This is a genomic window from Streptomyces sp. NBC_00203, assembly GCF_045206325.1.
Classification (GTDB): Bacteria; Actinomycetota; Actinomycetes; order Streptomycetales; family Streptomycetaceae; genus Streptomyces; species Streptomyces lutosisoli.
This window is the reverse complement of record NZ_CP108126.1, coordinates 6,096,831-6,122,329: the sequence shown is the minus strand read 5'-3', so window position 1 is coordinate 6,122,329 and position 25,499 is coordinate 6,096,831. Positions and strand designations below refer to the sequence as shown.

Here is a 25,499-nt window from a genome sequence, read left to right as displayed (position 1 = left end):
CACCCTCCAGGTTGTTGAGTATTCAACTATACCCTCGAACCATCCCCCCTCCACAGATATTCCGGCAGCCCGACAGAACAGCAGCCCGACAGCCCGCCAGTCCAGCAGCCCGGGCGTTGTCAGTGCCCCGCCCTACGATCCCCTCATGGCCGCCCCACGCCGTGACACCCGAGGCATCGTCGACGCCGCGGAACTCTTCGCGCGCGTGAACTTCCGACGCCCCGAACCCCCCGAACCCCTCCGCCCCTACGTGGAGCACTACTGGCTGATCGACTGGGACCTCCCCGAGCCGTACGTCTCCCATGTGGTCCCGCACCCCTCGGTCCACATCGTGTTCCAGCAGTACGAGGGCCAGGAGCCCTCCGTCGAGGTGGCGGGCGTCCAGTTCGGCCTGTTCACCCAGAAACTGGAGGGCCGGGGACGGGTGTGCGGCGTCAAGTTCAGGCCCGGCGCCTTCCGCCCCTTCGCCCCGCAGCGCCCCGTGTCGGAGTGGACGGGCCGACGGACATGGTGGCCCGAGGTCTACCCGGACACGGACCCCGCCACGATCCTCGCCCCCACCGAGGAGGCCGCCCGCATCGCCGCCCTCGACACCTTCGTCCACACCCTCGGCCCCCACCCCGACCCCCAGGCCGATCTGGCGACGGCCCTCGTCGACCGCATCCGCACCGACCGCACGATCCGCCGCGTCGGCGACTTCGCCCGCGCCGAAGGCATGTCCGTACGACTGCTGCAGCGCCTGTTCGCCGGATACGTCGGCGTGGGCCCCAAGTGGGTCATCCTCCGCTACCGCATCCACGAGGCCCTGGAACGAGCCGAGACCTCCCAGCCTGTGGACTGGGCAGGCCTGGCCGCCGACCTCGGCTACGCCGATCAGGCCCACCTGGTACGGGACTTCACGGCGACGGTAGGCGTCCCGCCGACGGCATACGCGAGCGGCCGCCAGCCCACCTGACCCCATCCGCCACACCAGTCACCCCCGCAGTCCCCGTCACCCCCACAACCCCCGCCATCGCCGCAATCCCAGCCATCGCCGAGTAATGACTTGACCTCCCCCTCCCCCATGCCGCACATTTATCTGCGTGACGCAGACACTGCACAACGCAAAAGAACCCAACCACTCCAAAGAAGAATCCGCGCCCCCGTCATCGCGCACCCGCTGGGCGATCCTCGGAGTCGTCCTGGCCGCCGACATCCTGGACCTCCTCGACAGCACGATCACCAACATCGCCGCCCCGACCATCGCCAAGGACCTCGGCGGCGGCACCGCCCTCATCCAGTGGCTCGGCGCCTCCTACGCCCTCGCCCTCGGTGTGCTGCTGGTCCTCGGCGGGCGACTGGGCGACAAGTACGGCCGCCGCACTCTCTTCCTCACCGGCCTCGCCGGCTTCACCGCGGCCTCGGTCGCCTGCGGCCTCGCGCCGAGCCCGGGGACGCTCGTCGCCGCCCGCCTCGCACAGGGCGCCTTCGGCGCGCTCGTCATCCCGCAGGGCTTCGGCATCCTCGGCGCCACCTGGCCCCGGGACCAGATCGGCAAGGCGTACAGCCTCTTCGGCCCGGTGATGGGCCTCTCGGCCGTCGGCGGCCCGATCCTCGCGGGCTTCCTCATCGACACGGACATCGGCGGCCTCGGCTGGCGCTCGATGTTCCTCATCAACCTCGTCCTCGGCGGCGCCGCACTCCTCACCGCCGCCCGCCTGCTCCCCCGCGACACCGGCGACCGCACGGTCACCGTCGACGGCCCCGGCTCAGCCCTTCTGGCAGCCACGATGCTCGCCCTGCTCTCGGCCCTGATCGAGAGCTCGGCACACGGCTGGACGGCCACGAACCTCCTGCTCCTCACCGCGGGAGCGGCCCTCTTCGCCGCCTTCTGCCACCGCCAGCGCACCGCGGCCAACCCGCTGATCCAGCCCTCCCTCCTCCACAACCGGGGCTTCACCTCAGGACTCGTCCTCGGCATCGTCTTCTTCGCCGCGGTCGCCGGACTCCTCTACGTCGTCTCGCTCTTCTTCCAGCAGGCCCTAGGCCGCTCTCCGGCAGGCGCCGCACTCGGCCTGATGCCCCTGTCCGCCGGCATCGTCATCGCCGCGATCGCCTGCTACCGCCTGATCGGCACACTGGGCCGCCGCCTCGTCCTCCTCGGCCTGCTCATCACCCTCGCCGGGACGGGCTACCTGCTCACCCTCGTCACCATCTCCGGTACGGACACCGGCAGTTGGGCCCTGGTCCCACCCCTGCTCGTCATCGGCCTCGGCATGGGCACCTGCTTCGGCTCGATCTACGACGTCACCATCGGCGACATCGCGCAGAGCGAGGCGGGCAGCGCGGGCGGCTCGCTAGGCGCGGTCCAGCAACTCGCCAACGCGATCGGCGCAGCAGCCGTCACCACCGTCTACTTCAGGGCACTCAAGCCGACCGCCGGCGGCGGTGGCGAGGCCCACGCCACCACTATGAGCCTCACCGCCGTAGCCGCCGTCACCCTCCTGTGCTGCCCCCTCGTACGCCTCCTGCCGCTCAAGGCACCGGAGGACCACCACCACTGAGGAAATGCGAGCCTGAGGAAATACGACCCTAGGGCTGACGCCCCCAGGGCTGACGACCCTAGGGCTGGAGCACGAGCCGCCCCCGCAGCCCGCCCTCCGCCAGCCGCGTGTGTGCCTTGGCCGCCTCGTCCAGGGCGTACGTCTCGGCGACCCGAAGCGTCAGCACCCCCTCGTCGACGAGCGCCGCCAGCTCCGCGAGCCGCGCCCCGTCGGGGGCGACCTCCACCGCGCCGGTCCGCACCCCCCGCACGGACGCCGGGTGGGCCCCCGGAATGACCCCCACGAACGCGCCGCCGTCCCGCACCCACTCCAGGGCGGCCTCACCGAGCAGCGCCGCGTCCAGCACCCCGTCCACGCTCCCCGCCGCCACGGCCCCCGACACGAACCGGGCCGCCCCCAGCGACCGTACGAGCTCCTCGTCACCCTCCCGGGCAACGGCAGTCACCGACAGCCCACGATGGACGGCGAGCTGCACGGCATAACCACCGACCGCACCCGCGGCCCCCGTGACCACCAGGCTCTGCCCCGCCTCCAGCCCCAGCGCGTCCAGGGCCTGCGAGGCGGTCAGCGCGTTCAGCGGCAGGGTCGCCGCGTGCACCACGTCGACCGAAGCGGGCGCCTTGGCCACGGCATCGGCGTCGACAACGACGTAATCGGCATGCGTACCAAGGGACTTGGCGGTCCCGTAAGCCAGCGCCACCACTTCGTCGCCGACACTCCACCCCGTGGCCACGCCCGTCGCGTCGACGGTCCCGGCCACATCCCACCCCAGCCCCAGCCTCTTCCCCGCACCCCCGAACACGCCCGCACGCACTCCCGCGTCGACCGGATTCAACGCGGCGGCCGCGACCTTGATCCGCACCTGCCGAGCCCCCGGCTCGGGCACCGCCACCTCGACGATCTCCACGACATCCGGACCACCAAAACCCGTCACAACAGCTGCACGCACGTCAACTCTCCTCACTCCAAGGCGATTTACCGGGTATCTTTCCCGTTGCAACAACCCTAGGAAGAGTTACTATCCTTTGGTAAGTAGGCACCTGAAGGTGCGTACGTCACCCGGAGGTAAGCCATGGCGACCACGACGGCGGCCCAACAACGCCAGCAGGCACGCATCGAGTACGACGCGTTCATCAGGAGCTGCCCCACCAACCAGCTCCTCGACCGCATCAGCGACAAGTGGGTCAGCCTGGTCGTCAGCGCACTGGCCGAAGGGTCCATGCGCTACAGCGACCTGGGCCGCAAGATCGCGGGCGTAAGCCCCAAGATGCTGACACAGACCCTGCGTTCACTGGAGCGCGACGGCATCGTCGCCCGCACCGTCACCCCCTCCGTACCTGTCCGGGTCGACTACGAACTGACCCCCCTCGGCACCAGCCTCAGCTGCCTGCTCTCCGCCGTGAAGGACTGGGCGGAACTACACATCGAGGAGGTCAACGAAGCGCGCGAGCACTACGACACCTCCTCCGAGGCATCCTGAAACTCCCCGCCCCGCAGCCGCGCGATCTGCTCCGCACTGAAATCGACCGTGCGCCTCATATGCCCGATGATCAGGGCGAGTTCATCATCCTCAAGCCCATCGAAGAGGGCATACCAGCCACCCCCCAGCCGGTCCCACATCCGCCCGAACTCGACGATCTTCTCCGGCACGGTCGCCACAAGCACCCGCCGCCGGTCGACCACGTCCCGCTCCCGCACGACGTACCCGGCCTTCTCCAGCCGATCCACCAGCCGCGTGGCCGACCCGGTCGTCAGCCCGGTCAGCTCGGCAATCCGCCCGGTCGTCACCGCCCCGTCCTCCAGGCTGAGCAGATTCAGACACTGCAGATCCGTCGGATGCAGCCCCAGATGATCGGCAACGGCCTGGTTGAACAGCGCGTACGACGCCATATACCGACGCGACACCACAGACAACTCACCAAGCAACCGCTCCCGCCCAGCCATGCCCCACCTTTCCTCTGCACGAAACAGAAATCGTACGACGCAGACACCCACCCACAGCCGGGACGGCCTCGTCCTCAAACGCCGGACGGGCTGAAGCGGGTGCGGGTTGTTCGTCGGCTACAGGCCGGTGGGGGCTGGTCGCGCAGTTCCCCGCGCCCCTAAAAGCACGACCCCGCACCCGGCGACGCACAGGACCCCCATCCTCACCCGGTACGGCGGCGCGGTCGGCGACGCACGGAAGGGGCCGTGCCGGTACGTCCAAAGCCCGTCGCATACGGGGTTATGGGCAAGTTCATGCTGTGGCAGCAAGCAGTAATGCCCACCGGCGACGGGCTGGACGTACCGGCGCGGCCCCGACCCACAAGCCCACCGACACTCCCCTCAGAACACATACGAATCCCCGGTGTCCAGCGCCAACACCCGCTGCCGATCATTCGCATGGTTCCGATCCACGGCCCCACCACTCCACACCGTGTCCACCTCCATCGCGACCTCCGACGGCACCCCCCGAAGCCACACCGTCAGCCGAATCTCCTCCCCCAGCCCATCCGCCGCCAACGCCCCCGTCCGGCACACCACAACCCGCGCCCCCGCCCGAGCACACCCCTCCGGCAGCCGCTGCACATCCGCCAGCGCCGCCGACCACCGCAGCCGCACCGTCGCATCGGCAACAGCGTTCGGCCCATGGTTCTGCGGCGTCAGCCGGACATCAACGCTGCCGGCGGCCATGGACACGTACCCGTGGTAGGCGAGATCGGCCTCAGGAGCGAGGGCAACAACAGGCGAGCCCGCACCCACCACAAGAAGAGCCCCCGCACCCACCCCACACAGCATCCGCATCCGCATCCGCATGACGTCATTTCCTTCGCTCGAAGCACAGGGTCACCCGATGTATCCCACCCCTGACCGCCGACAGGCGCCGTCCATCAGGTGACGCAACCCCTCTCGCACCCCCATGCGAAGGTGAACGCATGCTGATCGTCCGCTCCGCCGCCCTCTTCGTCCTCGCCGCACTCTTCGAGATCGGCGGCGCCTGGCTGGTCTGGCAGGGCGTACGCGAACACCGCGGCTGGCCCTGGATCGGCGCGGGCGTCATGGCACTCGGCGTGTACGGCTTCGTCGCCACCCTCCAGCCGAACGCCGACTTCGGCCGCATCCTCGCCGCGTACGGCGGAGTCTTCGTGGCCGGCTCCCTCGCCTGGGGCATGGTCGCGGACGGCTACCGCCCCGACCGCTGGGACATCACCGGCGCACTGATCTGCCTCGCGGGAATGGCCATCATCATGTACGCGCCACGCGGCAACTGACCCCACCGCACCCGACCGCGGAGCCCACCGCACCCGACCGCGCACCTCACCGGATCCAACCGCGCAGCTCACCGGACCCGGAACCCGGACAGCTCGACGCCACCGCCCGCCACCTGCCTATCCTGGCGAAGACTGCCGTACATCCCAGAAGACGAGCGCACCGCCCAAGAGGACGAGCGCACCGCCCAAGGAGCACACATGACCGCGCCCTCCGCCCCTTCCCGCATCGCCGTCGTCACCGGCGCGAGCAGCGGTATCGGCGCGGCGACGGCCCGGCAACTCGCCGCGGCTGGCTACCGCGTCGTGCTGACCGCCCGCCGCAAGGACCGCATCGAGGCGCTGGCGGAAGAGATCAACGCGGCGGGCCACGAGGCGGCCGCGTACGCGCTGGACGTCACGGACCGCGCGGCGGTCGACGAGTTCGCGACGGCGTTCAAGACGATCGGCGTCCTGGTCAACAACGCCGGCGGCGCGCTGGGCGCCGACCCGATCGCGACGGGCGACCCGGCCGACTGGCGCCAGATGTACGAGACGAACGTCATCGGCACGCTCAACATCACCCAGGCCCTCCTCCCCGCCCTCACCGCGAGCGGCGACGGCACGGTCGTGGTGCTCTCCTCCACCGCGGGCCACGGCACGTACGAGGGCGGCGGCGGCTACGTGGCCGCCAAGCACGCCGAGCACGTCCTCGCCGAGACGCTGCGCCTGGAGATCGTCGGCACGCCCGTCCGTGTCATCGAGGTCGCGCCCGGCATGGTCAAGACGGACGAGTTCGCGCTGACCCGCTTCGGCGGCGACACGGGCAAGGCGGCGAAGGTCTACGCGGGCGTGGCGGCCCCCCTGACCGCCGACGACGTCGCCGACACCATCACCTGGGCGATCACCCGCCCCAGCCACGTCAACATCGACCTCCTGGTCGTCCGCCCGCGCGCACAGGCGTCGAACACGAAGGTCCACCGGGAGCTGTGATGACGGAACCACCGCAGACGCCGGAGGACTCCCTCGAGAAGCGCCGCCTGGCCGAGGAGACGAGGAACGAACGCAAGGTCTGGTACTTCTTGGCCTACTTCCTCTTCGGCATCCACATCGTGGCGTTCGTCATGATCTACGCGGTGACGCACGCGAAGTGATCGCGACGGGCGTACGGCCCACGTACGCTCCCGCGTTGTGAACAGACACATACCTTTCAACCGTCTGCACAACTTCCGCGACCTGGGCGGATATCGGACCGAGGACGGCAGAACGGTCCGCCCGGGCCGCCTGTTCCGAGCGGACTCGCTCGGCAAGCTGACCCCGGGAACGCCGGACTGGGACCGCTTCTTGTCCCTCGGTATCCGCACGGTCGTGGACCTCCGCTACCCCTGGGAGATCGAGGCGCGGGGCAGGGTCCCGGAACACCCGACCCTCACGTACCACAACCAGAGCATCGAGCACCGCCCGTACGACCAAGCGGCGTTGGGCCCCTCGGTCGCCCCCGGCGCGTACCTGGCCGCCCGCTACATGGAGGTGGCCGAGGACGGCACCAAGGAAATCCGCGAGACGCTGGAGCTGATCGCGGAGTCGGCCGAATCGAACACCCCGCTGGTCTTCCACTGCGCCTCGGGCAAGGACCGCACGGGCTTGATCGCAGCCCTGCTCCTGTCCCTCCTGGGAGTCCCGGAGAAGACGATCGTCGAGGACTTCACCCTCACAGAACGGGCAACGGCCCGCCTCCTGTCGGACTGGCACACGGCAAACCCGGACCGCACCCTGACCTGGCCGGCCTACGGCAGGGCCCCCGCCGAGGTGATGACGGAGTTCCTCTCCGCCCTGAAGACCCGCCACGGCTCGATCCAGGCCTACGTCACCGACGCCCTCGGCCTGGACAACACCTTCACGGAGTCCCTCCGGGCAGCCCTCCTCGACCCCCCGCTCGACCCCCCACTGATCTTTCGCAGAGCAACCGAGAACGACCTCCCCACCCTGGTCCGCCTACGCGACGACGCGGCCCGCTGGCAGCTGGCCCAAGGCATCGACCAGTGGAAGCCGGGCCAACTGGGCGAGCCCCACTTCCGCACCCGCCTGACCGAGGGCGAGGTCTGGCTCGCACTCCTGGGCGAACAGATCGCGGGTGCCTGGGAACTCTGGTGGGACGACCCGGCGGCCTGGGGCCCCCAACCCCCCACCGCCGCCTACATCCACCGCCTGATGACCGACCGCCGCGTGGCCCCACCCGGCACAGGCCGCCGAATGCTGACAGAGGCAGAACACCGCATCGCAGCCTCCGGCCGCCCCCTCTCCCGCCTGGACTGCCTCTCCAGCAACCCACGCCTACAGGAGTACTACCAGGCCGTGGGCTACACGGTCGTCGGCGAACAGTCCACGAAGGACGGCGGCTTGGGCAGCCCGTACGCGGTGACGCTGCTGGAGAAGCGGCTCGCGTAACCACGCTGAAGGCCCCGGACTACCGAAGTCCGGGGCCTTCATCGCGTCGCACTCAGCCCTTCACACACACAACCTGCTTCAGCTTCGCCACGACCTCAACCAAGTCGCGCTGCTGGTCGATGACCTTCTCGATCGGCTTGTACGCACCCGGAATCTCATCCACGACGCCGGAGTCCTTGCGGCACTCCACGCCCTGGGTCTGCTCCTCCAGGTCCTTCGTCGAGAAGCGCCGCTTCGCCGCGTTGCGGCTCATACGCCGACCGGCACCATGCGACGCCGAGTTGAACGCCTTCTCGTTGCCGAGGCCCTTCACGATGTACGAACCCGTACCCATCGAGCCGGGGATGATCCCGTACTCGCCGGAGCCTGCGCGGATCGCGCCCTTGCGGGTCACGAGCAGGTCCATCCCGTCGTACCGCTCCTCAGCGACGTAATTGTGGTGCGCGCTGATCTCCGGCTCGAAGGTGGGCTTCGCCTTCTTGAACTCCTTGCGGATCACGTCCTTCAGGAGCGCCATCATGATCGTGCGGTTGTGCTTCGCGTACTCCTGCGCCCAGAACAGGTCGTTGCGGTACGCGGCCATCTGCGGAGTGTCCGCGACGAAGACCGCGAGGTCACGGTCGACCAGGCCCTGGTTGTGCGGGAGCTTCTGGGCGACACCGATGTGGTACTCGGCCAGTTCCTTGCCGATGTTCCGAGATCCGGAGTGAAGCATGAGCCACACCGAATCGGACGTATCTACGCAGACTTCGACAAAGTGATTTCCCCCGCCAAGTGTTCCCATCTGCAAAGTGGCCCGCCCCTGCCGGAACTTCACCGCCTCCGCGACCCCATCGAACCGCCCCCAGAACTCATCCCACCCAGCCGTAGCCATCCCATGGAACCGCCCCGGCTCAACCGCAGAGTCATGCATCCCCCGCCCCACCGGAATCGCCTCCTCGATCTTCGACCGAAGCCGCGAAAGATCCCCCGGCAGATCATTGGCGGTGAGCGACGTCTTGACGGCAGACATCCCGCACCCGATGTCGACCCCCACCGCCGCAGGACACACCGCATCCTGCATGGCGATGACGGACCCGACGGTCGCGCCCTTCCCGTAATGCACATCCGGCATCACGGCGAGCCCCTTGATCCACGGCAGGGTCGCCACGTTCTGGAGCTGGCGCAGGGCCACGTCCTCGACCGAGGCCGGGTCGGTCCACATGCGGATGGGGACCTTCGCCCCCGGAACCTCTACGTACGACATTTCGTCCTCATTCCCCCGGAAACCAACACAAGTCATAAAACGCAAAACCGGCGCCAAGGTCGACGTATAGGACAACGGACCGGCGTCCACGGCAGTGCGTGCGATACACATTGTCTCCAGGGGCCGCCCCCACGCGGCAACCGAATAACCACAGGACACCCGGGCCACAGCGCCGTCGGGAACCGTCGAGAGGAGCCTGACCGTGCAGCGGAAGGCGTACGTACCCGGCGTCGCCGTACTCCTCGCGGCCTTGCTGGCGGGCTGTACGGGCGGTTCGGGAAGCGGCGGTCCGGAAGAGGACTCCAAGGGGAGCGACTCCACCGCCACGGCGACGGTGGCTCAGCCGGGCAAGTACCGCACCCTCCCGGAGGCCTGCGGCGCGGCCTCCCACGACACCCTCGACTCGCTGCTTCCCGGGATCGAGCAGATCGCGGACGAGGAGCAGCGCGAGAAGGCGTACGAGGGCGAGGCCACGCTCACGTACGACACGGACCGGCGCGACGGCTGCCGCTGGAAGGTGGAGTCCACGTCCGCCACCGATCACCTCCTCATCGACTTCGAGCGCGTGGTCTCGTACGACAACTCGGTGAGCGACGACAGCAAGGCCGAGGAGATCTACGGGCGCAAGGAGACGGCGGCCGACCTTCCCGAGCCCACCGACACCGGTTCGAGTGCCGACTCCGGCACCTCGGACACGGCCACTCCCTCCTCATCCCCGGCCGCGTCCTCCTCCTCGCCCTCGTCCTCCTCCACGTCCCCCTCCGCGTCCGCGTCCGAGACCCCCGTCGATCTCCAGCCCCGTACGCTCGACGGTCTCGGCGACGAGGCGTTCCTGAACGACAAGCTGAGTTCGGCGTCCTCGACGGCTCAGCAGCGCACGGTGACTGTGGTGTTCCGCACGTCGAATGTGATCGTGACGATTGAGTACGTGGAGCAGCCGACCGCGTCGACCGAGGCTCCGGACAGCAAGGAAATGCAGGACAGCGCGCGGAAACTGGCGCAGAAGCTGGTGGAGACGCTCAGCGCGTAGGGGGTCCGCGGTGCCTGTCGGTGGCCTCTCTCAAACCCCTCGAACAGGAAACGCTCAGCGGCCTCACCGCGTACCGTGGCCCCTCGGACCCGACCGGCCGCACGTTCCATGTGCGGCCGTACCACGAGCGCCACGAGTGAAGGAACCATGCACCGACCAGTACAGCGAGTAGGCCGAGCACCGCGACTCACCCGCATCCTTGTCAGCGCAGCAGCCGTCCCGGTGATGCTCGTCGCCGCGGGCTGTTCTTCGGACTCCGGCTCCGGTGACGACGCGAAGGCGAGTGCCGGTTCGAGCCCCGACGCGAAGGCGTCCGCGAGCGCTTCGGCCAATGCCGTCAAGCCGGCCGCGTACGCGACGCTTCCCGAGCCGTGCGGGGTGCTGTCGAAGAAGACGCTGGGCGAACTGGTCCCGAAGGGCGCCAAGTCCGGCAAGGAGGGCAAGTCGGATGATGTGGCGACACGCGGCAACTGCTATTGGAGCAGCCTCGACAACAACGGTGTGAAGGGCTCGCAGTTCCGCTGGCTGAACGTGGCGCTGCTGCGTTTCGACTCGGACTCGCGGGGCGAGGGCGACCAGCTCGCGCACACGTATTTCGAGAAGCAGGTCACGAACGCGCAGGCGGTGACGGGCGCGAAGAACACCAAGTCGGAGCCGGTGGCCGGGACGGGTGACGAGGCGACGGCGGTGACGTACGACCTGAAGAAGAAGGAAGGCTCCTTCAAGCAGCAGACGATCGTGGCCCGCGTCGAGAACGTCGTCGTCACGCTCGACTACAACGGTGCCGGTCTGGCGGGCGAGAAGACCCCGAGCGCCGCCGCGCTGCTGAAGGCGGCCGAGAAGGCCGCGAAGGAGGCGGTGGCCGCGGTGTCCGCCGCGAACCAGGACGGGGGCACCCAGGCGAGCGCCTCCCCCTCGAAGTCGGCCACCCCTTCGAAGTCGGCGTCCAAGAGCGCCTCGCCGTCGAAGTCGGCGTCCAAGAGTGCCTCGCCGTCCAAGTCGGCGACCAAGAAGAGCTGAGGTCGTTGGGCGGCGTTCTGCGGCTCAACTCGTAGCTCCACCAGGACAGTTGATGGAGCCCGGACCCCTCGGGGACCGGGCTCCTGCCGTACCGCCCGTCCGTACGCCGCACACATGTGCCACCCTGTTGCCCGCAACAACGTGCAATGGGAGGGGAGTACGGGTGTCCGCGCCCATTCAGCTCACACGGATGCACCGCGTTCTCATCGGCGTGGTCGTCGCCGGTGCGCTCGTCATCGCGGGGATCGGTTTCGCCGGTTCGTACGCCGCCGTCCGTGAGCTCGCCATCAAGAAGGGCTTCGGGAACTTCTCGTACGTGTTCCCGATCGGTATCGACGCGGGCATCTGCGTCCTGCTGGCCCTGGACCTGCTCCTCACCTGGATCCGCATCCCCTTCCCGCTGCTGCGCCAGACGGCGTGGCTGCTGACGGTCGCGACGATCGCGTTCAACGGCGCGGCGGCCTGGCCCGACCCGCTGGGCGTGGGCATGCACGCCGTGATCCCGGTTCTGTTCGTGGTCTCGGTCGAGGCGGCCCGCCATGCGATCGGCCGGATCGCGGACATCACCGCGGACAAGCACATGGAGGGCGTCCGCCTCACCCGCTGGCTGCTCTCCCCCATCCCCACCTTCCTCCTCTGGCGCCGTATGAAGCTGTGGGAGCTGCGCTCCTACGAGCAGGTCATCAAGCTGGAGCAGGACCGTCTCGTCTACCAGGCGCGCCTCCACTCCCGCTTCGGCCGCGCATGGCGCCGCAAGGCCCCGGTGGAGTCGCTGATGCCGCTGAGGCTGGCGCGCTACGGCGTCCCGCTGGCGGAGACGGCCCCATCGGGTCTGGCGGCGGCGGGCATCGAGCCGGTGCTGCTGCCCCCGGCGCCGCAGTTGGAGGTGGCGCGCGAGCCGGAACCGACGGCACCCGTCGTACAGAGCAACGCGGCGCCTGTCCGGGAACAGCTTCCCGCCGCCGAGGCGAACGAGCCCCCCGAGCAGCCGGAGGACTACGCCGAGCCGCAGAGTCAGTGGCTTCAGGCGCGGGACCCCCAGTCCGTCGCGTATCAGGGCGGCTACGACCCGACGTACGACCCGGATGCCGCGTACCGGCAGTGGTACGAGGAGCAGCAGCAGGCCGAGCAGTTCGAGGAGCAGCAGCAGGCCGAGCTGTTCGAGGAGCAGCAGCGGTTCCGGGCTCGGCAGCAGTTCGAGGAGCAGCAGCGGTTCGAGCAGCAGACGTTCCCGCAGCAGCGGTACGAGGAGCAGCCTGCCCCCGCCCCGGAGCCCTCTCCGGAGGACACCGGTACCTTCCCGATCCCGTCCGGCCCGGGCCGGACCCGTGAGCTGGGTGGGGGCGGCGGCTCGGAGCCGACCGAGGAGGACTACTACCTGGTCTTCAAGAAGTCGATAGACGGCAGCTATCCGACCTCGGGCCAGTTCAGGGGCGACGTGGAGGCGACGTACGGCACCACGCTCCCGCAGCGCGAGGCCGACCGCATGGTCATCCGCTTCACCAACCGCCATACGGCGGAACTCCAGGAAGACCACATCGCGTAGGCACGTCAGCGTGTACGAGGAAGGGGGCGCCCGGTGATCACCGGGCGCCCCCTTCCTCGTACAGCCGAAGGCCTTATGCGCCGAGCAGCTTGCGCACCCGGTCCTGTCCGACCGCCAGCAGCAGCGTGGGCAGACGCGGACCGGTGTCCCGTCCGACCAGCAGGTGGTACAGCCGCGCGAAGAACGTGCGCTGGGCGACCTTGATCTCCGGCGGCAGTTCCTTGGCGGTGGCGTCGGCGGAGAAGCCGGCCTGGACCTTGGGGACGCCGTAGACGAGGTGGGTGAGCCCGTCCAGGGACCAGTTCGCCTCCAGCCCCTCCGTCAGCAGCCGCAGCGATTCGCGCCCCTGGTCGTCGAGGGACTTCAGCAGCTCGACGTCGGGCTCGTCGCGGACGACCGTCCGCTCCTCGGCGGGAACCTGCGTGTTGATCCAGGTCTCGGCCTTGTCGAGCCGGGGCCGGACCTCGTCGAGCGAGGTGAGCGGGTTCTCGGGGTCGAGTTCGCTGAGGATCCGCAGGGCCTGGTCCTGGTGGCCGGCGGTGATGTCGGCGACGGAGGCGAGGGTGCGGTACGGCATCGGGCGGGGCGTCGGGGGGAGTTCCCCGGCGGCGGTGCCGACGGCACGGGCGTACGCGGCGGCGTCTGCCGGAAGGACCGACCCGTCGGCGACCTTGCCGGCGAGCTTGTCCCACTCGTCGTACAGCCGCTGGATCTCCTGGTCGAAGGCGATCTTGAACGACTGGTTGGGACGGCGGCGGGCGTACAGCCAGCGCAGCAGCTGCGGCTCCATGATCTGGAGGGCGTCGGCCGGGGTGGGGACCCCGCCCTTGCTGCTGGACATCTTGGCCATGCCGCTGATGCCGACGAAGGCGTACATGGGCCCGATCGGCTGCTTGCCGCCGAAGATGCCGACGATCTGGCCGCCGACCTGGAAGGAGGACCCGGGAGAGGAGTGGTCGACGCCGCTGGGCTCGAAGACGACACCCTCGTAGGCCCAGCGCATGGGCCAGTCGACCTTCCAGACCAGCTTGCCGCGGTTGAACTCGCTCAGCCGGACGGTCTCGGAGAAACCGCAGGCGGTGCAGGTGTACGTCAGCTCGGTGGTGTCGTCGTCGTACGCCGTGACGGTGGTGAGGTCCTTGTCGCACTGCCCGCAGTAGGGCTTGTACGGGTAGTACCCGGCGGCCGAGGTGCCGTCGTCCTCGGCGGCGGCGCCGGAGCCTTCGGCGGCTTCGAGTTCGGCCTCGTCGACGGGCTTCTGGCCCTGCTGCTTCTTGGCGGGGGCCTTCTTGGTCCGGTACTGGTCGAGGATCGCGTCGATGTCACCGCGGTGCTTCATCGCGAACAGGACCTGTTCGCGGTAGACGCCGGAGGTGTACTGCGCGGTCTGGCTGATCCCGTCGTACTCGACGCCGAGCTCGGCCAGCGCCTCGACCATCGCGGCCTTGAAGTGCTCGGCCCAGTTCGGGTGCTCCGAGCCCTTCGGGGCCGGTACGGAGGTCAGCGGCTTGCCGATGTGCTCGTGCCACGAGTCGTCGATGCCGGGGATGCCGACCGGGACCTTGCGGTAACGGTCGTAGTCGTCCCAGGAGAGCAGATGGCGCACGGTGTGCCCGCGGCGGCGGATCTCGTCGGCGACGAGGTGCGGGGTCATGACCTCGCGGAGGTTGCCGAGGTGGATCGGGCCGGAGGGGGAGAGTCCGGACGCGACGACGACCGGTTTGCCCGGGGCCCGACGCTCCGACTCCTCGATGACCTCATCCGCGTAACGGGAGACCCAGTCGGTGGTCTCGGTGCTCTGAGCCACGATCGGCACGTCCTTCTTTCTCATACGCCAGTACCGCTGACCGCACCATTCTCCCAGCTCGGGCCTGAACCGCGAAAACGGCTTTTCAGTGCATGGGATACTGGGCTTTCCTGGCTGTCACAGCCAGTGAATTTCCGGAACCCGAGCAGAACGGCAGCCACTCCATGGCCTCGGTCACGTCCCTCACCGCTTCCGTCCATCAGCGCCTCGCGGACGCCCTCTCGGCAGCCCTGCCGGAGGCCGGTTCCGCTGACCCGCTGCTGCGACGAAGCGACCGGGCCGACTTCCAGGCCAACGGGATCCTGGCCCTCGCGAAGAAGGCGAAGGCGAACCCGAGAGAGCTGGCGACGCAGGTCGTGGCGCGGGTGGAGTCGGGTGACGTGATCAAGGACATCGAGGTCTCAGGGCCCGGCTTCCTGAACATCACGATCACCGACCGGGCCATCACCGAGAACCTGGCGGAGCGGTACGCGGACGGCGGGCGCCTCGGCGTGCCGCTCGCGGAGCACCCGGGCACGACGGTGATCGACTACGCGCAGCCGAACGTGGCGAAGGAGATGCACGTAGGTCATCTGCGGTCGGCCGTGATCGGCGACGCGGTGGTGCAGATCCTGGAGTTCACGGGCGAGAACGTCGTCCGTCGTCATCACATCGGCGACTGGGGCACCCAGTTCGGCATGCTCATCCAGTACCTGGACGAGCACCCGCACGAGCTGGACCACAAGGACGCCCAGGTGAGCGGCGAGGAGGCGATGTCGAACCTCGACCGCCTCTACAAGACGGCGCGGAAGCTCTTCGACTCCGACGAGGAGTTCAAGACGAGGGCGCGTCGCCGGGTGGTCGACCTCCAGGCGGGCGACCCCGCGACGCTCGCCAGCTGGCAGAAGTTCGTGGACGAGTCGAAGATCTACTTCTTCTCCGTCTTCGAGAAGCTGGACATGGAGATCCGGGACCCGGACATCGTCGGTGAGTCGGGTTACAACGACATGCTCGACGAGACGTGCCGCCTCCTGGAGGAGTCGGGCGTCGCGGTCCGCTCCGAGGGCGCGCTGTGCGTCTTCTTCGACGACGTCAAGGGTCCGGACGGCAACCCGGTCCCGCTGATCGTGAAGAAGTCGGACGGCGGCTACGGCTATGCGGCGACGGACCTGTCCGCCATCCGCGACCGTGTCTTCAACCTGAAGGCGAACAGCCTGATCTACGTCGTGGACGCCCGCCAGTCCCTGCACTTCAAGATGGTCTTCGAGACCGCGCGCAGGGCCGGCTGGCTGAGCGACGACGTGAAGGCCCACCAGCTCGCGTTCGGCACGGTCCTGGGCAAGGACGGCAAGCCGTTCAAGACGCGTGAGGGCGAGACGATCCGGCTGGTGGATCTGCTGGACGAGGCGATCGACCGTGCCACGACTGTCGTGCGGGAGAAGGCCGAGAAGGTGGGCCTGAGCGAGCAGGAGATCGTCGAGAACGGCCGGTACGTCGGCATCGGCGCCGTGAAGTACGCGGATCTCTCCACGTCTGCCGTCCGGGACTACAAGTTCGACCTGGACCAGATGGTCTCGCTGAACGGTGACACGTCCGTGTACCTCCAGTACGCGTACGCCCGTATCCAGTCGATCCTGCGCAAGGCGGGCGAGGCGCGTCCGGTCGCTCACCCGGAGCTGGAACTGGCCCCGGCCGAGCGGGAGTTGGGCCTGCACCTGGACCGCTTCGGCGAGACGCTCGCCGAGGTGGCCGCGGGGTACGAGCCGCACAAGCTGGCCGCGTACCTGTACCAGCTGGCGTCGCTGCTGACCACGTTCTACGACAAGTGCCAGGTCCTGAGCGACGACAACCCGACGGAGGTCGTCGAGAACCGCCTGTTCCTCGTCGACCTGACGGCCCGCACGCTCCAGCAGGGCATGGCGCTGCTGGGGATCAGGACGCCTGAGCGGCTCTGACGGGCTGGGGCTGGGGGAGGCGCCGCTGTTCGCTACTGCTGCGCTTCCCCGTATCCCTGCGCCACCTCGCGATCACGGCTTTGGTGGGCCGAAACCAGCTCCTCGATGAGCCTTTCCAGCGCGGTGATGCGGATCAGGGCGCTGTCACGGTCGGCCACGAGACCGGCGACGCGGTCGTTCACCTGCCCGCGGTCGTAGCCTCGCAGCACGAGTTCGAAGCCGTAGGACGAATCCACGGCGTCCTTGCGGGCCTGGGGGGCGTAGGCCGCGAACTCACGCTCGGCTCGCGCGTAGGCATCGGCGATGACGCCACCGGCCCGGCGCCGCACAGGCTCCCCGGTCTTGGAGTCGAGGTGTTCGGCAGGCAGCCGCGCGAACTCCTCCTCGATGCGCACTTCCAGATGGGCGATGCGGGCCAGGGCGGTCTCGCGGTCGGCCACGAGCTTGGAGACGCGGCTGTCCACTTGTGCCTGGTTGTATCCCCGCACCACCACATCGAACCCGAAGGGCGGCAAGAGCGGCCCGTCCTGCCGAACGGGGCTGGTACCGGCCGTGGGCTCGCCCCCGGGTTCGCTGCGGATCCTGGCGGCCCTGGCGTTGGCGTCGGCGATGATGTGCTCGGCCCGGCGCTGCGCGTCCAACAAGGTCTGGTCGGCCCGGCTTTCGGCGTCGGCCCTGGCCCTGGTGAGCAGCTCCTCGGCGGTCTTGGCCGCCTCCTCGATCTGCTGGACGGCCTCAAGCCGGGCCTCGGAGCGGATCCGCTCGCTTTCGGCGACCGCGTCGGCGCGTAGCTGCTCGGCCTCGCCGCGCAGCCGCCGTGCCTCTACCTGCAGCTCGACCGTCTTGGCGCGGTACTCCTTGGTGTTGTCGCGCTCCTGCTGCGCGGTCTGCTCGGCGTTCGAGACCATCGCGGTCGCGCGCCGGTCGGCCTCCTCCACCAGCAGGACGGCCTCGGTCTGCGCCTGCTCCACCTGGTTGCGGGCTGAAGCGAGCCACTTCTCGCTCTGCTCGCGGGCCCGCTCGCGCTCCTGCGCGGCCTCCTGGCGCGCGAGGCCGAGGACTTCCTCGGCCGTCGCCCGCCTGGACGTGGTGTGCCGCTCCGTCAACTGCCAGAGCTGCGAGGCCTTCGTCAGCAACCGCCCTGAAAGGGATTCGGCGTGCCCCAGTTGAGCAACGTCCAGGATGTTTCCGCCGGGCACGGTGATGGCCTGGTCCACCAGCACCGTGCTCAGGGCGTCGTAGACAGCGGCGGCGTTCGCGGGCCGGTCCTGGGGGCGTTTGGCGAGCAGGCGCAGGATGAGATCGTTCAGCGGGCCGGGGAGGCCCACGGCGAGAGCGCTCGGCGGTGTCGGGGTGTCCTCCATCTGCATGCGGAGTACTGCCCACTGGGTGGTGCTGGTGAAGGGCGGCCGACCGGTCACCGCGTGGTAGAGGAGGCAGCCCAGGGAGTAGAGATCGCTGCGGTGGTCGATCTCCCGGGCGCCTTCGGCCTGTTCGGGGGACATGTAGGGCGGGGAGCCGAGCGGGGCACCGGTGACGGTGAGTTCGCGGGCGCCGATGGTGTCGCCCATGAACTTGGCGACACCGAAGTCGAGGACCTTGACCGTCCCTTCGGGGGTGAGCAGGACGTTGGCGGGCTTGATGTCCCGGTGGACGACTCCCTCGCGATGCGCGGCATGCAGCGCCTGGGCGATCTGTACGGCCCATCCGACGGCGAGCGGCCAGAGAGGCGCGGACTCCTTGAACCGCTTGTGCAGCGGCACTCCGTGGACGAGTTCCATCACGAGGAAGAGCGTCCGGCGCCCGTCGACCGGCACCTCACCCCAGTCGTGGACGGTGACGATGTTCTGGTGGGAGAGCCGTCCCGCCAGCTGCACTTCGCGCTGGAACCTGGCCTGCGTTTCCGCCTCGTCCATGCCGTACTGCGGATGGACGACCTTGACCGCCACCTCCCGCCGCATCCGCTCGTCCTGCGCGGACCAGACCTGGCCCATCGCGCCCGCGCCGAGCCGGTCCCTGATCCGAAACCGCTCAGCGAGCAGTACGCCCTGCACCCCCGGTTCCCTCCCCCGTCGGCCGTTCGCCGCCACCGTACGACGGCCTGGCCCCGAACCCCTTCACTTCCTTCAACTCCTCCACGAGTATCACCTGTTATCACTCCTCACGACCGGTTCAGGTTCCCGACGAGTTGCCCGAACCTCCGTAGGAACCGCCCGCGAGGCGCCGCAGCCGCCGGGCCTCCTCCTCGATGCGGTGGGCGACGCCTCCGGCGCCCGAGGTGTCGTCCAGGCCGCTGGCGAGGACCTGTGCGGCGAGGGTGGTGAAGTAGTGGGCCGTGACGAGGAGATGGTCGTCCACGTCGACGGAGCTGGTGTCCGTGGCAAGGCGGTTGGCGTCGTCGAGTACGCGGGTGACCTGCTGGAAGATCTCGTCCCGGGCCTCGTACGACATCGGCCCCACCGCCCGGCCGACCTGGGAGAAGACGGAGTGGCAGGAGCGGATGAGTTCCCGTACCAGCCGGTCGTCGCGGTTGAGGGCGGTGGTCGCCGAGGCCGCGGGGCCGAAGCTGCCGGAGGCGATACGGGCGCCCGCCACGAGCGGCTCGTAGCGGCGGATGTCGATCGCGGAGGTGGCGCCGAGCGCCTCACGGAAGCAGCGGTGGACGTGGAACTCCGTTTCGTGGGGCTGCACCGGCAGGTCGTCGTCGCCCGCGAACACCACGTCGTTGCCGCGCCGCACCCCGAGGAAGCCCACCGCGTAGAGGATGTCGATGACCCCGGCGAGCGTCAGGGCGTCGGCGTACGCGGGGAACAGCCGGTGGAGGGTGCCGGCCGCCGCCTCGAAGCGGCTGCCGAGCGCGGCACGCGTGACCACGTATCCGGTGTTCTGGAAGAGCGGGAAGAGGTGTTTGAGGAAGGGGTGCGCGACCAGGTACTCCAGGGTCAGGTCCTTCAGCTTCCACGAGGAGAACTGCCGGCTCGCCTGGAGGACGTCCGCCTCCGTGATCCGCTCCCGGCCGTGGATCAGCCAGGCCGTCTCCTGGCAGAGGTTGAGGAACTGGATGGCGTCCCGTGGCCGTGGCAGACAGCGGCCGAAGAGGAACGTCGCGGTCTCCTCGCCCCCTACGGTCTCCGGGAAGAAGTCCCGCCACAGCTGTTCCGCGGTCAGTCCGGCTCCGGCGGAGGCCCGCGCACGGGCCAGGGCGAGGTCCCGCAGGGCCTGCTCCGTCCAGACGATCCGCAGTTCGTCGCCGCGGAACTTGTCGCCCTCTCCGAAGGACAGCGAGTCGTAGATGTCGGCGCGCAGGAACAGCAGCAGCCGGATGGACCGCCCGTACAGGCTCGCCGCGTGCTTCGCGGCCAGCAGCAGCCCGATCACCATCGAGTTGCTGTCCGGCTCCGCGGACCACACCTGCTCCAGCTGGTCGACCATGAGCAGCAGCGGCGCGTGTGCGGTGTCGCAGCGCAGGTCGGCGAAGGCCTGCGCCACGCCCTGCTCGACGACGTCCAGCTGCCGGGTGGCCTGCGCGCCTTCCGAGGGCGACTGCCCCAGGTCCACGCTCGCCTTGACGCCGAACGCCTCCAGGGACAGGGAGGTCTGTAACCCTCTGGCTCCCTGGGCGAGGCGGTCCCCCAGTCCCGCGCCGTCGGCCGATTCGCCGTTCTGCTTCAGGAAACGCCCCAGCGTCTTCACGCTGTCGGGCCGCCGGCCGTGCGCGTTCTTTGCGTGCGTCACCAGATGGCGGGCCGCGTGTACGGCGAACACGTACCGCCAGATCAGCGCCTTGGCCGAGTCTCCGGGCAGGCCCTGCAACTCGAAGCGCCGGATCTCCTCCCCCGCCGCCTCGTCGGGACTGACCAGGGCCTTCGCTCCGTTGTGGCCGCCGGCCGCCATCAGCTGCATGCAGATGGCGCTCTTGCCGGAGCCCTTGCGGCCGATGATCAGCATCTTGCGTCCGCTCACCGACGCGCGGTACGCGGCGTTGGGCAGAAACCCGCCGCGCAGCAACAGCCCGTCCTTCACGTCCCGTTCGGCATCCTCGCGCCCGAAGTGCAGGTCAGCGAGTACCGGCCCGTCGGCCATCCAGTCCCCCTAGCGTCACCCCACGGTCCTTCACCCAAGGTAACCGCGCGCACCGACACCGGGGCCGGGAACGCCCACCCGTTCACCGGGTCCTCTCGCAGAACCCACGCGCACCCCACTGTCGGTGCCGCCCCTTACAGTCACGTCCATGGCGACACTTCCGAACCCGCTGCCGAAGCTGGCGGCCGACCCGAGCGGGCGTTCCCTCGGGCTTCAGCTCCCGCCCGGGAGGCTGATCGACACGACGGAGGACGGTGCGTGGCACGAGCCGTTGCTCTGGCACGCCGAGCGGTCCGCCGCCCCCGGCAACTGGACGGCGCTGGGCGCACCCGCCGGGCGTGCGGGGCTGCTCCCGGTGCTCGTCGACCTGGGCGGTGCCCAAGGCGGGCCTGAGGAGTGGGAGTTGATGCCCGCGGAGATGTCGTACGCGGGGGATCACGACGCCGAGGAGGTGCTCGCGGAGCTCTGGGCGGAGTGCGCGGCGGACGGCGAGGAGTGGCCGGGGCTGGCCGCCGCCCCCGTCCTTGCCGCCGACGCGGACATGCGTGCGGCGGAGGCCGCCGACTCCCTGGCGGGCGGGGGCCGTTCCTGGTTCAAGGATCCTCACCTCGCCCTGGTGCCCGCACGCCGCAGCGCGGATGTCCCCGCCGCCGTCGGCTGGCCGGGCCCGGCGAACCACGAGAACGACACCGCGCGCCTCTGCGCGGTCCTGCGCTCCTGGGAGGACCGCTTCGGTATACGGGTCGTGGCGCTCGGCTTCGACGTCCTCGTCGTGTCCGTGGCCGCCCCGCCCACCACCCTCGCCGAGGCCGAGGCCATCGCCGCCGAGCACTTCGCGTTCTGCCCGGACAACGTCCTGCAAGGCCCGGGAACCCTGGACGCATACGCCGCGCAGCTCATCGGGGAACGCGTCTGGTCCTTCTGGTGGGACTGACCCCCGCTCAGCCGCGCAGCCCCCTCCGCAGCCGCCTCAGCCCCTCCCCGATCTCCTCCGGCGTCTGCGTGACGAAGCAGAGCCGCAACGTCGCCGGGTCGGGCTCGCCCGCGTAGAAGGGCGCCCCGGGGACGTACGCCACGTCCTGTTCCACCACGCGTGGGAGCAGGGCCGTGGTGTCGTACGAGTCCGGGAGGCGCGCCCAGAGGAACATGCCGCCCTCCGGCCGGGTCCAGGTCGATCCGGCCGGAAGGGCGTCGCCGATCCCCGCGAGCATCGCGTCACGCCGCTCGCGGTACACGCCCGCGACCCGGGCGACATGGGCGTCCAGGTCCCGGTCGGCCAAGTACCGTGCGGCGGCGAGCTGGTTGACGGTCGGGGTGTGCAGGTCGGCGGCCTGCTTGGCGACCGCACACGCCCGCCGCAGCGCCGCCGGCGCCCGCAGCCAGCCAAGCCGCAACCCGGGCGCCATCACCTTGGAGAAGGAGCCGAGCAGCACGGTCCGGTCGCCGGCGCCGTCGTGCGAGGCGATCCACGGCACCCGCTCCCCTTCGAAGCGCAGCTCTCCGTACGGGTCGTCCTCGACGATCCACAGCCCGCGCCGGGCGGCGACCCGGGCGACCGCGGCGCGCCGCTCACCCGTCAGGGTCCGTCCCGTCGGGTTCTGGAAGGTGGGCACGGTGTAGAGCAGCTTGGGCCGTTCGCGTATCACCAGCGCGTCGAGGGCGTCCGGGTCGATCCCGTCGTCGTCGCCGGGCACGGCCACCACCCGCGCCCCCGCGAACGCGAAGGCCTGAAGTGCCGCCAGATAGCAGGGACTTTCGACGAGCACGGTGTCGCCGGGCTCCAGCAGGGCGGTGGCAAGGAGCGACAGTGCCTGCTGCGAGCCGGTGGTGACGAGGAGGTCGTCTGCCGCGGTGACCAGCCCGCGCACGCTGGTGCGCTCCGCGAGCGCGGCCCGCAGCCTCGGCTCCCCCTCGGTCGTCGAGTACTGCAAGGCCCGCTGGGGCTCCTCCGCGAGCACGTCCCGGAACGCGGCGCCGATCCCCTCCACGTCGAAGAGTTCCGGCGCGGGCAGCCCACCCGCGAAGTTGATCACCTCGGGCCGCGCGGTCACCGCGAGGATCTCCCGCACCGCCGAACCGCCGATCGCGGTGGTCCGCGCGGCGAGCGGGGGCACAGGGGCGGTCGGGGGTGCGGAATCGGTGACAGTCATGGTGACGGCTCCTTGTCCATGCGGCGTCCATACGGCGGCTCGTGCCCGCACCCTAGGGGCATAGATGCCGCCTACACCCGTAATTCCGCGATACGGACGCCGCCGCCCCCACGCCCCCGATAGCCCAGGCCCCCTCGGTCAGCGCTTGACGGCCGTCGCCGCGTACACGTTGATGTCCGCGTCCGTGACGTCGTTGATGTCGCGGTAGCGGACCTTCTCGATGTCGTCGAGGGTGGCGAGGTGGGCCGGGTCGGCGGCCTCGGGGGCGGGGGCGTTGCCGTCGGGGCGCCAGCGGTGGGCGGGGACGACGCCCGGCTCGTCCAGCTCCAGGCCGTTGTCGGTGAAGAAGCGCTCGACCTCGGCCTTGGAGCGCAGCACGAAGGTGAAGCCGCGTTCGGTGTACGTCCGCTGGACCGCGCGCACGTTCTCGGGGTTGAGGTCCTCGGTGAGGTGGCTGAGCACGAGCCGGCTCCCGGACGGCAGCGCGTCGACGAGCTCGCGCACGATCGGGTACGCCTCCTCGTCCTCGACGAAGTGCAGGATCGCGACCAGCACGAGCGCGACCGGCTGGTCGAAGTCGAGGGTCTTGACGGCCTGTTCGAGGATCTGGGCGGGCTGCGTGAAGTCCGCGTCGATGTAGTCCGTACGGCCCTCGGGCCCACTGGTGAGCAGAGCGCGCGCGTGGGCGAGGACCACCGGGTCGTTGTCGACGTACACGACCCGCGAGCCCGGAGCGATGCGCTGCGCGATCTGATGGACGTTCTCCTGCGTCGGCAGACCGGTGCCGATGTCCAGGAACTGGCGGATGCCGTCCTCCGCCGTCAGCGTGGTCACGGCGCGGCGCAGGAAGTCAGTCCTTGCCGCCGAGGAAGACGTCGTAGACGCGCGCCGGGTGCGCCTTGGTGGTGTCGATCCTCCTTCTCAGCTCGGCGGGGTCCTGGCTGAGAGCATCACCGGGCATAAAGCGGCGCTTCCCGTCCCGGACCGCGTTCCAGAGGGACGCCATTACCCCAGGTCAGACCCCGTACGTACGTTCCGGCGTCCCGAATACCCCGGCAACCGTGGCGGCCGGCACGGTTCACCGCACAAGCTGAGGTCATCCAGGCACCGCACCAACGACTCGCGACACCACACAGGGGGATCACCCATGTCCGCACGCACCGCCCGCATACGTCTCCTCGCCGCCACGGCGGTCGCGGTCGCCGCGCTCGCCCTCACGGCGTGCGACGACGGAGAGGGCGTGCGGGACGAGGGGCCGTCCTCCGCGTCGAAGTCCTCGGCGGGACCGACCCGGTCGACGTCCGACGGCAGTCTGGTGGAACGGGAACTACTGAAGGCGTAGCTACGAACTACTGAAGACTGGCTACTGAAGGCGAAGCTTCTGGGCGGCCTCGGTGGCCCAGTAGGTGAGGATGTTCTGCGCCCCGGCCCGCTTGATGCCGGTCAGGGTCTCCAGGATGGCCTTGTCGCGGTCGATCCAGCCCTTCTCCGCCGCCGCCTCGATCATCGAGTACTCGCCGGAGATCTGGTACGCGGCAACGGGCACGTCGACCGCGTCCGCGACCTTCGCCAGGATGTCGAGGTAGGGCCCCGCCGGCTTGACCATCACCATGTCGGCCCCCTCCTCCAGATCGAGGGCCAACTCCCGCATCGACTCCCGTACGTTGGCGGGGTCCTGCTGGTACGTCTTCCGGTCGCCCTTCAGCGAGGAGCCGACGGCCTCCCGGAAGGGACCGTAGAACGCGGACGAGTACTTGGCGGTGTAGGCGAGGATCGCCACGTCCTCGCGCCCGATCTGGTCCAGGGCATCGCGGACGACCCCGATCTGCCCGTCCATCATCCCGCTGGGCCCCACGACATGGGCGCCGGCGTCGGCCTGGACCTGAGCCATCTCGGCGTACCGCTCAAGGGTGGCGTCGTTGTCGACACGCCCTTCGGCATCCAGCACCCCGCAATGCCCGTGATCGGTCGTCTCGTCGAGACACAGATCGGACATCACCAGCAGCTCGTCGCCGACCTCGGCACGCACATCGCGCAGGGCGACCTGGAGAATCCCGTCCGGATCCGTCCCCGGCGTCCCGAAAGCGTCCTTCTTCTCGTCCTCCGGCACGCCGAACAGCATGATCCCGGAGACCCCGGCCTCCAGCGCCTCCACGGCAGCCTTCTTGAGACTGTCCCGGGTGTGCTGCACGACACCGGGCATTGCCGCGATCGGTACCGGCTCGCTGACGCCCTCCCGTACGAACGCGGGGAGGATGAAGTCGGCGGGGTGCAGGCGGGTCTCGGCGACCATGCGCCGCATCACCGGCGTCGTACGCAGCCGCCGCGGCCGCGTACCGGGGAAGGATCCGTACTTCGTCATGCCCCCTACGCTACGCCCGCCCCACAGCCACCCATACCGACGCCCTGTCGGCAGAAACGGGTTCGGTTGAGTGTCGGCTGCGGGTGGGTGGGGCGCCCCTAAA

The 25,499-nt window shown here is 69.6% G+C and carries 23 protein-coding genes and 1 pseudogene; 13 read left to right on the top strand and 11 right to left on the bottom strand.

Translation table 11 applies throughout. The annotated features are described in order from the left end of the window. The first annotated feature begins 145 nt into the window (after positions 1 to 145). Together OG975_RS27400 and OG975_RS27395 are read left to right on the top strand one after the other, a co-directional pair. Positions 146 to 955, top strand: a complete 810-nt coding sequence (locus tag OG975_RS27400; protein ID WP_406332037.1) for a DUF6597 domain-containing transcriptional factor — start codon at positions 146 to 148, stop codon at positions 953 to 955. A 127-nt stretch (positions 956 to 1,082) separates the two neighbouring features. Next, entirely contained in the window at positions 1,083 to 2,543 is a 1,461-nt protein-coding gene (locus OG975_RS27395) for an MFS transporter (RefSeq protein WP_406332036.1), read from the top strand. 58 nt (positions 2,544 to 2,601) lie between these two features. Here OG975_RS27395 and OG975_RS27390 read toward each other — a convergent pair whose 3' ends face one another. Beyond that, a complete protein-coding gene (locus OG975_RS27390) occupies positions 2,602 to 3,492 on the bottom strand; it encodes an NADP-dependent oxidoreductase (protein ID WP_406332035.1) in 891 nt (296 codons plus the stop codon). A 123-nt stretch (positions 3,493 to 3,615) separates the two neighbouring features. Between OG975_RS27390 and OG975_RS27385 the strand changes: the two genes are divergently transcribed. After that, on the top strand, positions 3,616 to 4,023 hold the full coding sequence (locus OG975_RS27385) for a winged helix-turn-helix transcriptional regulator (protein WP_406332033.1): 408 nt from the start codon (positions 3,616 to 3,618) through the stop codon (positions 4,021 to 4,023). Here the strand turns inward: OG975_RS27385 and OG975_RS27380 are convergent. Together OG975_RS27380 and OG975_RS27375 are read right to left on the bottom strand one after the other, a co-directional pair. Further along, positions 3,996 to 4,487, bottom strand: coding sequence for a MarR family winged helix-turn-helix transcriptional regulator (locus OG975_RS27380; RefSeq protein ID WP_369261117.1), 492 nt, complete (start codon positions 4,485 to 4,487; stop codon positions 3,996 to 3,998). The two genes, OG975_RS27385 and OG975_RS27380, sit on opposite strands and share 28 nt — an antisense overlap. Positions 4,488 to 4,868: 381 nt before the next feature. Further along, the gene (locus tag OG975_RS27375) at positions 4,869 to 5,339 is read right to left on the bottom strand and encodes a hypothetical protein (protein ID WP_406332032.1); all 471 of its coding nucleotides are present in this window, start codon (positions 5,337 to 5,339) and stop codon (positions 4,869 to 4,871) included. A gap of 119 nt (positions 5,340 to 5,458) precedes the next feature. On the opposite strand from OG975_RS27375, the gene OG975_RS27370 reads away from it, so the two are divergent. From OG975_RS27370 to OG975_RS27355, 4 genes are all read left to right on the top strand, one after another. Further along, the gene (locus tag OG975_RS27370) at positions 5,459 to 5,794 is read left to right on the top strand and encodes a YnfA family protein (protein ID WP_406332031.1); all 336 of its coding nucleotides are present in this window, start codon (positions 5,459 to 5,461) and stop codon (positions 5,792 to 5,794) included. Positions 5,795 to 5,992: 198 nt separating this feature from the next. Then, positions 5,993 to 6,763, top strand: a complete 771-nt coding sequence (locus OG975_RS27365) for an SDR family NAD(P)-dependent oxidoreductase (RefSeq protein WP_406332030.1) — start codon at positions 5,993 to 5,995, stop codon at positions 6,761 to 6,763. Next, entirely contained in the window at positions 6,763 to 6,924 is a 162-nt protein-coding gene (locus OG975_RS27360) for a hypothetical protein (protein ID WP_406332029.1), read from the top strand. The genes OG975_RS27365 and OG975_RS27360 overlap by 1 nt, the downstream gene beginning before the upstream one ends. Positions 6,925 to 6,961: 37 nt before the next feature. Then, complete coding sequence (locus OG975_RS27355) at positions 6,962 to 8,218, top strand: GNAT family N-acetyltransferase (protein WP_406332027.1); 1,257 nt, start codon at positions 6,962 to 6,964, stop codon at positions 8,216 to 8,218. 52 nt (positions 8,219 to 8,270) lie between these two features. Here the strand turns inward: OG975_RS27355 and OG975_RS27350 are convergent, their stop codons facing one another. Next, on the bottom strand, positions 8,271 to 9,464 hold the full coding sequence (locus OG975_RS27350; protein WP_406336489.1) for an RtcB family protein: 1,194 nt from the start codon (positions 9,462 to 9,464) through the stop codon (positions 8,271 to 8,273). Between the two features lie 202 nt (positions 9,465 to 9,666). Between OG975_RS27350 and OG975_RS27345 the strand changes: the two genes are divergently transcribed. From OG975_RS27345 to OG975_RS27335, 3 genes are all read left to right on the top strand, one after another. Beyond that, positions 9,667 to 10,494: a DUF3558 domain-containing protein gene (locus tag OG975_RS27345; RefSeq protein ID WP_406332026.1), complete on the top strand. Its 828-nt coding sequence runs from the start codon at positions 9,667 to 9,669 to the stop codon at positions 10,492 to 10,494. Positions 10,495 to 10,641: 147 nt separating this feature from the next. Further along, complete coding sequence (locus OG975_RS27340; RefSeq protein WP_406332025.1) at positions 10,642 to 11,514, top strand: DUF3558 family protein; 873 nt, start codon at positions 10,642 to 10,644, stop codon at positions 11,512 to 11,514. A 190-nt stretch (positions 11,515 to 11,704) separates the two neighbouring features. Next, positions 11,705 to 13,060 carry a DUF2637 domain-containing protein gene (locus tag OG975_RS27335; protein WP_406336487.1) on the top strand — a complete coding sequence of 452 codons (1,356 nt, stop codon included), beginning with the start codon at positions 11,705 to 11,707 and terminating at the stop codon, positions 13,058 to 13,060. A 73-nt stretch (positions 13,061 to 13,133) separates the two neighbouring features. Here OG975_RS27335 and lysS read toward each other — a convergent pair whose 3' ends face one another. Further along, positions 13,134 to 14,876 (bottom strand): lysine--tRNA ligase, encoded by a 1,743-nt coding sequence (gene lysS / locus OG975_RS27330; RefSeq protein WP_406336485.1) that lies wholly within the window; start codon positions 14,874 to 14,876, stop codon positions 13,134 to 13,136. Between the two features lie 155 nt (positions 14,877 to 15,031). Here lysS and argS point away from each other — a divergent pair, with 155 nt between their 5' ends. Then, entirely contained in the window at positions 15,032 to 16,801 is a 1,770-nt protein-coding gene (gene argS / locus OG975_RS27325) for an arginine--tRNA ligase (RefSeq protein WP_406336483.1), read from the top strand. 32 nt (positions 16,802 to 16,833) lie between these two features. Here the strand turns inward: argS and OG975_RS27320 are convergent, their stop codons facing one another. Together OG975_RS27320 and OG975_RS27315 are read right to left on the bottom strand one after the other, a co-directional pair. Continuing rightward, on the bottom strand, positions 16,834 to 18,855 hold the full coding sequence (locus tag OG975_RS27320) for a protein kinase domain-containing protein (protein WP_406332023.1): 2,022 nt from the start codon (positions 18,853 to 18,855) through the stop codon (positions 16,834 to 16,836). A gap of 118 nt (positions 18,856 to 18,973) precedes the next feature. Continuing rightward, positions 18,974 to 20,884, bottom strand: coding sequence for a P-loop ATPase, Sll1717 family (locus OG975_RS27315; protein WP_406332022.1), 1,911 nt, complete (start codon positions 20,882 to 20,884; stop codon positions 18,974 to 18,976). Positions 20,885 to 21,032: 148 nt separating this feature from the next. On the opposite strand from OG975_RS27315, the gene OG975_RS27310 reads away from it, so the two are divergent. Beyond that, complete coding sequence (locus OG975_RS27310) at positions 21,033 to 21,818, top strand: DUF4253 domain-containing protein (protein WP_406332020.1); 786 nt, start codon at positions 21,033 to 21,035, stop codon at positions 21,816 to 21,818. A 7-nt stretch (positions 21,819 to 21,825) separates the two neighbouring features. Here OG975_RS27310 and OG975_RS27305 read toward each other — a convergent pair whose 3' ends face one another. From OG975_RS27305 to OG975_RS27295, 3 genes and pseudogenes are all read right to left on the bottom strand, one after another. Next, positions 21,826 to 23,034: a PLP-dependent aminotransferase family protein gene (locus tag OG975_RS27305; protein ID WP_406332019.1), complete on the bottom strand. Its 1,209-nt coding sequence runs from the start codon at positions 23,032 to 23,034 to the stop codon at positions 21,826 to 21,828. Positions 23,035 to 23,172: 138 nt separating this feature from the next. Further along, positions 23,173 to 23,902 (bottom strand): annotated as a pseudogene (locus OG975_RS27300) (SAM-dependent methyltransferase); the annotation flags it as partial. Continuing rightward, on the bottom strand, positions 23,885 to 24,040 hold the full coding sequence (locus OG975_RS27295; protein WP_406332018.1) for an SAM-dependent methyltransferase: 156 nt from the start codon (positions 24,038 to 24,040) through the stop codon (positions 23,885 to 23,887). The pseudogene OG975_RS27300 and the gene OG975_RS27295, both read right to left, overlap by 18 nt. Before the next feature lie 141 nt (positions 24,041 to 24,181). Here OG975_RS27295 and OG975_RS27290 point away from each other — a divergent pair, with 141 nt between their 5' ends. Continuing rightward, a complete protein-coding gene (locus tag OG975_RS27290) occupies positions 24,182 to 24,376 on the top strand; it encodes a hypothetical protein (RefSeq protein ID WP_406332016.1) in 195 nt (64 codons plus the stop codon). A 21-nt stretch (positions 24,377 to 24,397) separates the two neighbouring features. Here OG975_RS27290 and hemB read toward each other — a convergent pair whose 3' ends face one another. Beyond that, on the bottom strand, positions 24,398 to 25,396 hold the full coding sequence (hemB, locus tag OG975_RS27285) for a porphobilinogen synthase (RefSeq protein ID WP_406332015.1): 999 nt from the start codon (positions 25,394 to 25,396) through the stop codon (positions 24,398 to 24,400). Positions 25,397 to 25,499: the final 103 nt, after the last annotated feature.

Bases quoted from the DNA above. Each gene is read 5' to 3' on its own strand.
- OG975_RS27400 (WP_406332037.1), top strand. From the start codon at position 146: ATGGCCGCCCCACGCCGTGACACCCGAGGCATCGTCGACGCCGCGGAA.
- OG975_RS27385 (WP_406332033.1), top strand. From the start codon at position 3,616: ATGGCGACCACGACGGCGGCCCAACAACGCCAGCAGGCACGCATCGAG.
- OG975_RS27380 (WP_369261117.1), bottom strand. From the start codon at position 4,487: ATGGCTGGGCGGGAGCGGTTGCTTGGTGAGTTGTCTGTGGTGTCGCGT.
- OG975_RS27375 (WP_406332032.1), bottom strand. From the start codon at position 5,339: ATGCGGATGCGGATGCGGATGCTGTGTGGGGTGGGTGCGGGGGCTCTT.
- OG975_RS27370 (WP_406332031.1), top strand. From the start codon at position 5,459: ATGCTGATCGTCCGCTCCGCCGCCCTCTTCGTCCTCGCCGCACTCTTC.
- OG975_RS27365 (WP_406332030.1), top strand. From the start codon at position 5,993: ATGACCGCGCCCTCCGCCCCTTCCCGCATCGCCGTCGTCACCGGCGCG.
- OG975_RS27360 (WP_406332029.1), top strand. From the start codon at position 6,763: ATGACGGAACCACCGCAGACGCCGGAGGACTCCCTCGAGAAGCGCCGC.
- OG975_RS27350 (WP_406336489.1), bottom strand. From the start codon at position 9,464: ATGTCGTACGTAGAGGTTCCGGGGGCGAAGGTCCCCATCCGCATGTGG.
- OG975_RS27340 (WP_406332025.1), top strand. From the start codon at position 10,642: ATGCACCGACCAGTACAGCGAGTAGGCCGAGCACCGCGACTCACCCGC.
- OG975_RS27335 (WP_406336487.1), top strand. From the start codon at position 11,705: ATGCACCGCGTTCTCATCGGCGTGGTCGTCGCCGGTGCGCTCGTCATC.
- argS (WP_406336483.1), top strand. From the start codon at position 15,032: ATGGCCTCGGTCACGTCCCTCACCGCTTCCGTCCATCAGCGCCTCGCG.
- OG975_RS27315 (WP_406332022.1), bottom strand. From the start codon at position 20,884: ATGGCCGACGGGCCGGTACTCGCTGACCTGCACTTCGGGCGCGAGGAT.
- OG975_RS27310 (WP_406332020.1), top strand. From the start codon at position 21,033: ATGGCGACACTTCCGAACCCGCTGCCGAAGCTGGCGGCCGACCCGAGC.
- OG975_RS27305 (WP_406332019.1), bottom strand. From the start codon at position 23,034: ATGACTGTCACCGATTCCGCACCCCCGACCGCCCCTGTGCCCCCGCTC.
- OG975_RS27295 (WP_406332018.1), bottom strand. From the start codon at position 24,040: ATGGCGTCCCTCTGGAACGCGGTCCGGGACGGGAAGCGCCGCTTTATG.
- OG975_RS27290 (WP_406332016.1), top strand. From the start codon at position 24,182: ATGTCCGCACGCACCGCCCGCATACGTCTCCTCGCCGCCACGGCGGTC.
- hemB (WP_406332015.1), bottom strand. From the start codon at position 25,396: ATGACGAAGTACGGATCCTTCCCCGGTACGCGGCCGCGGCGGCTGCGT.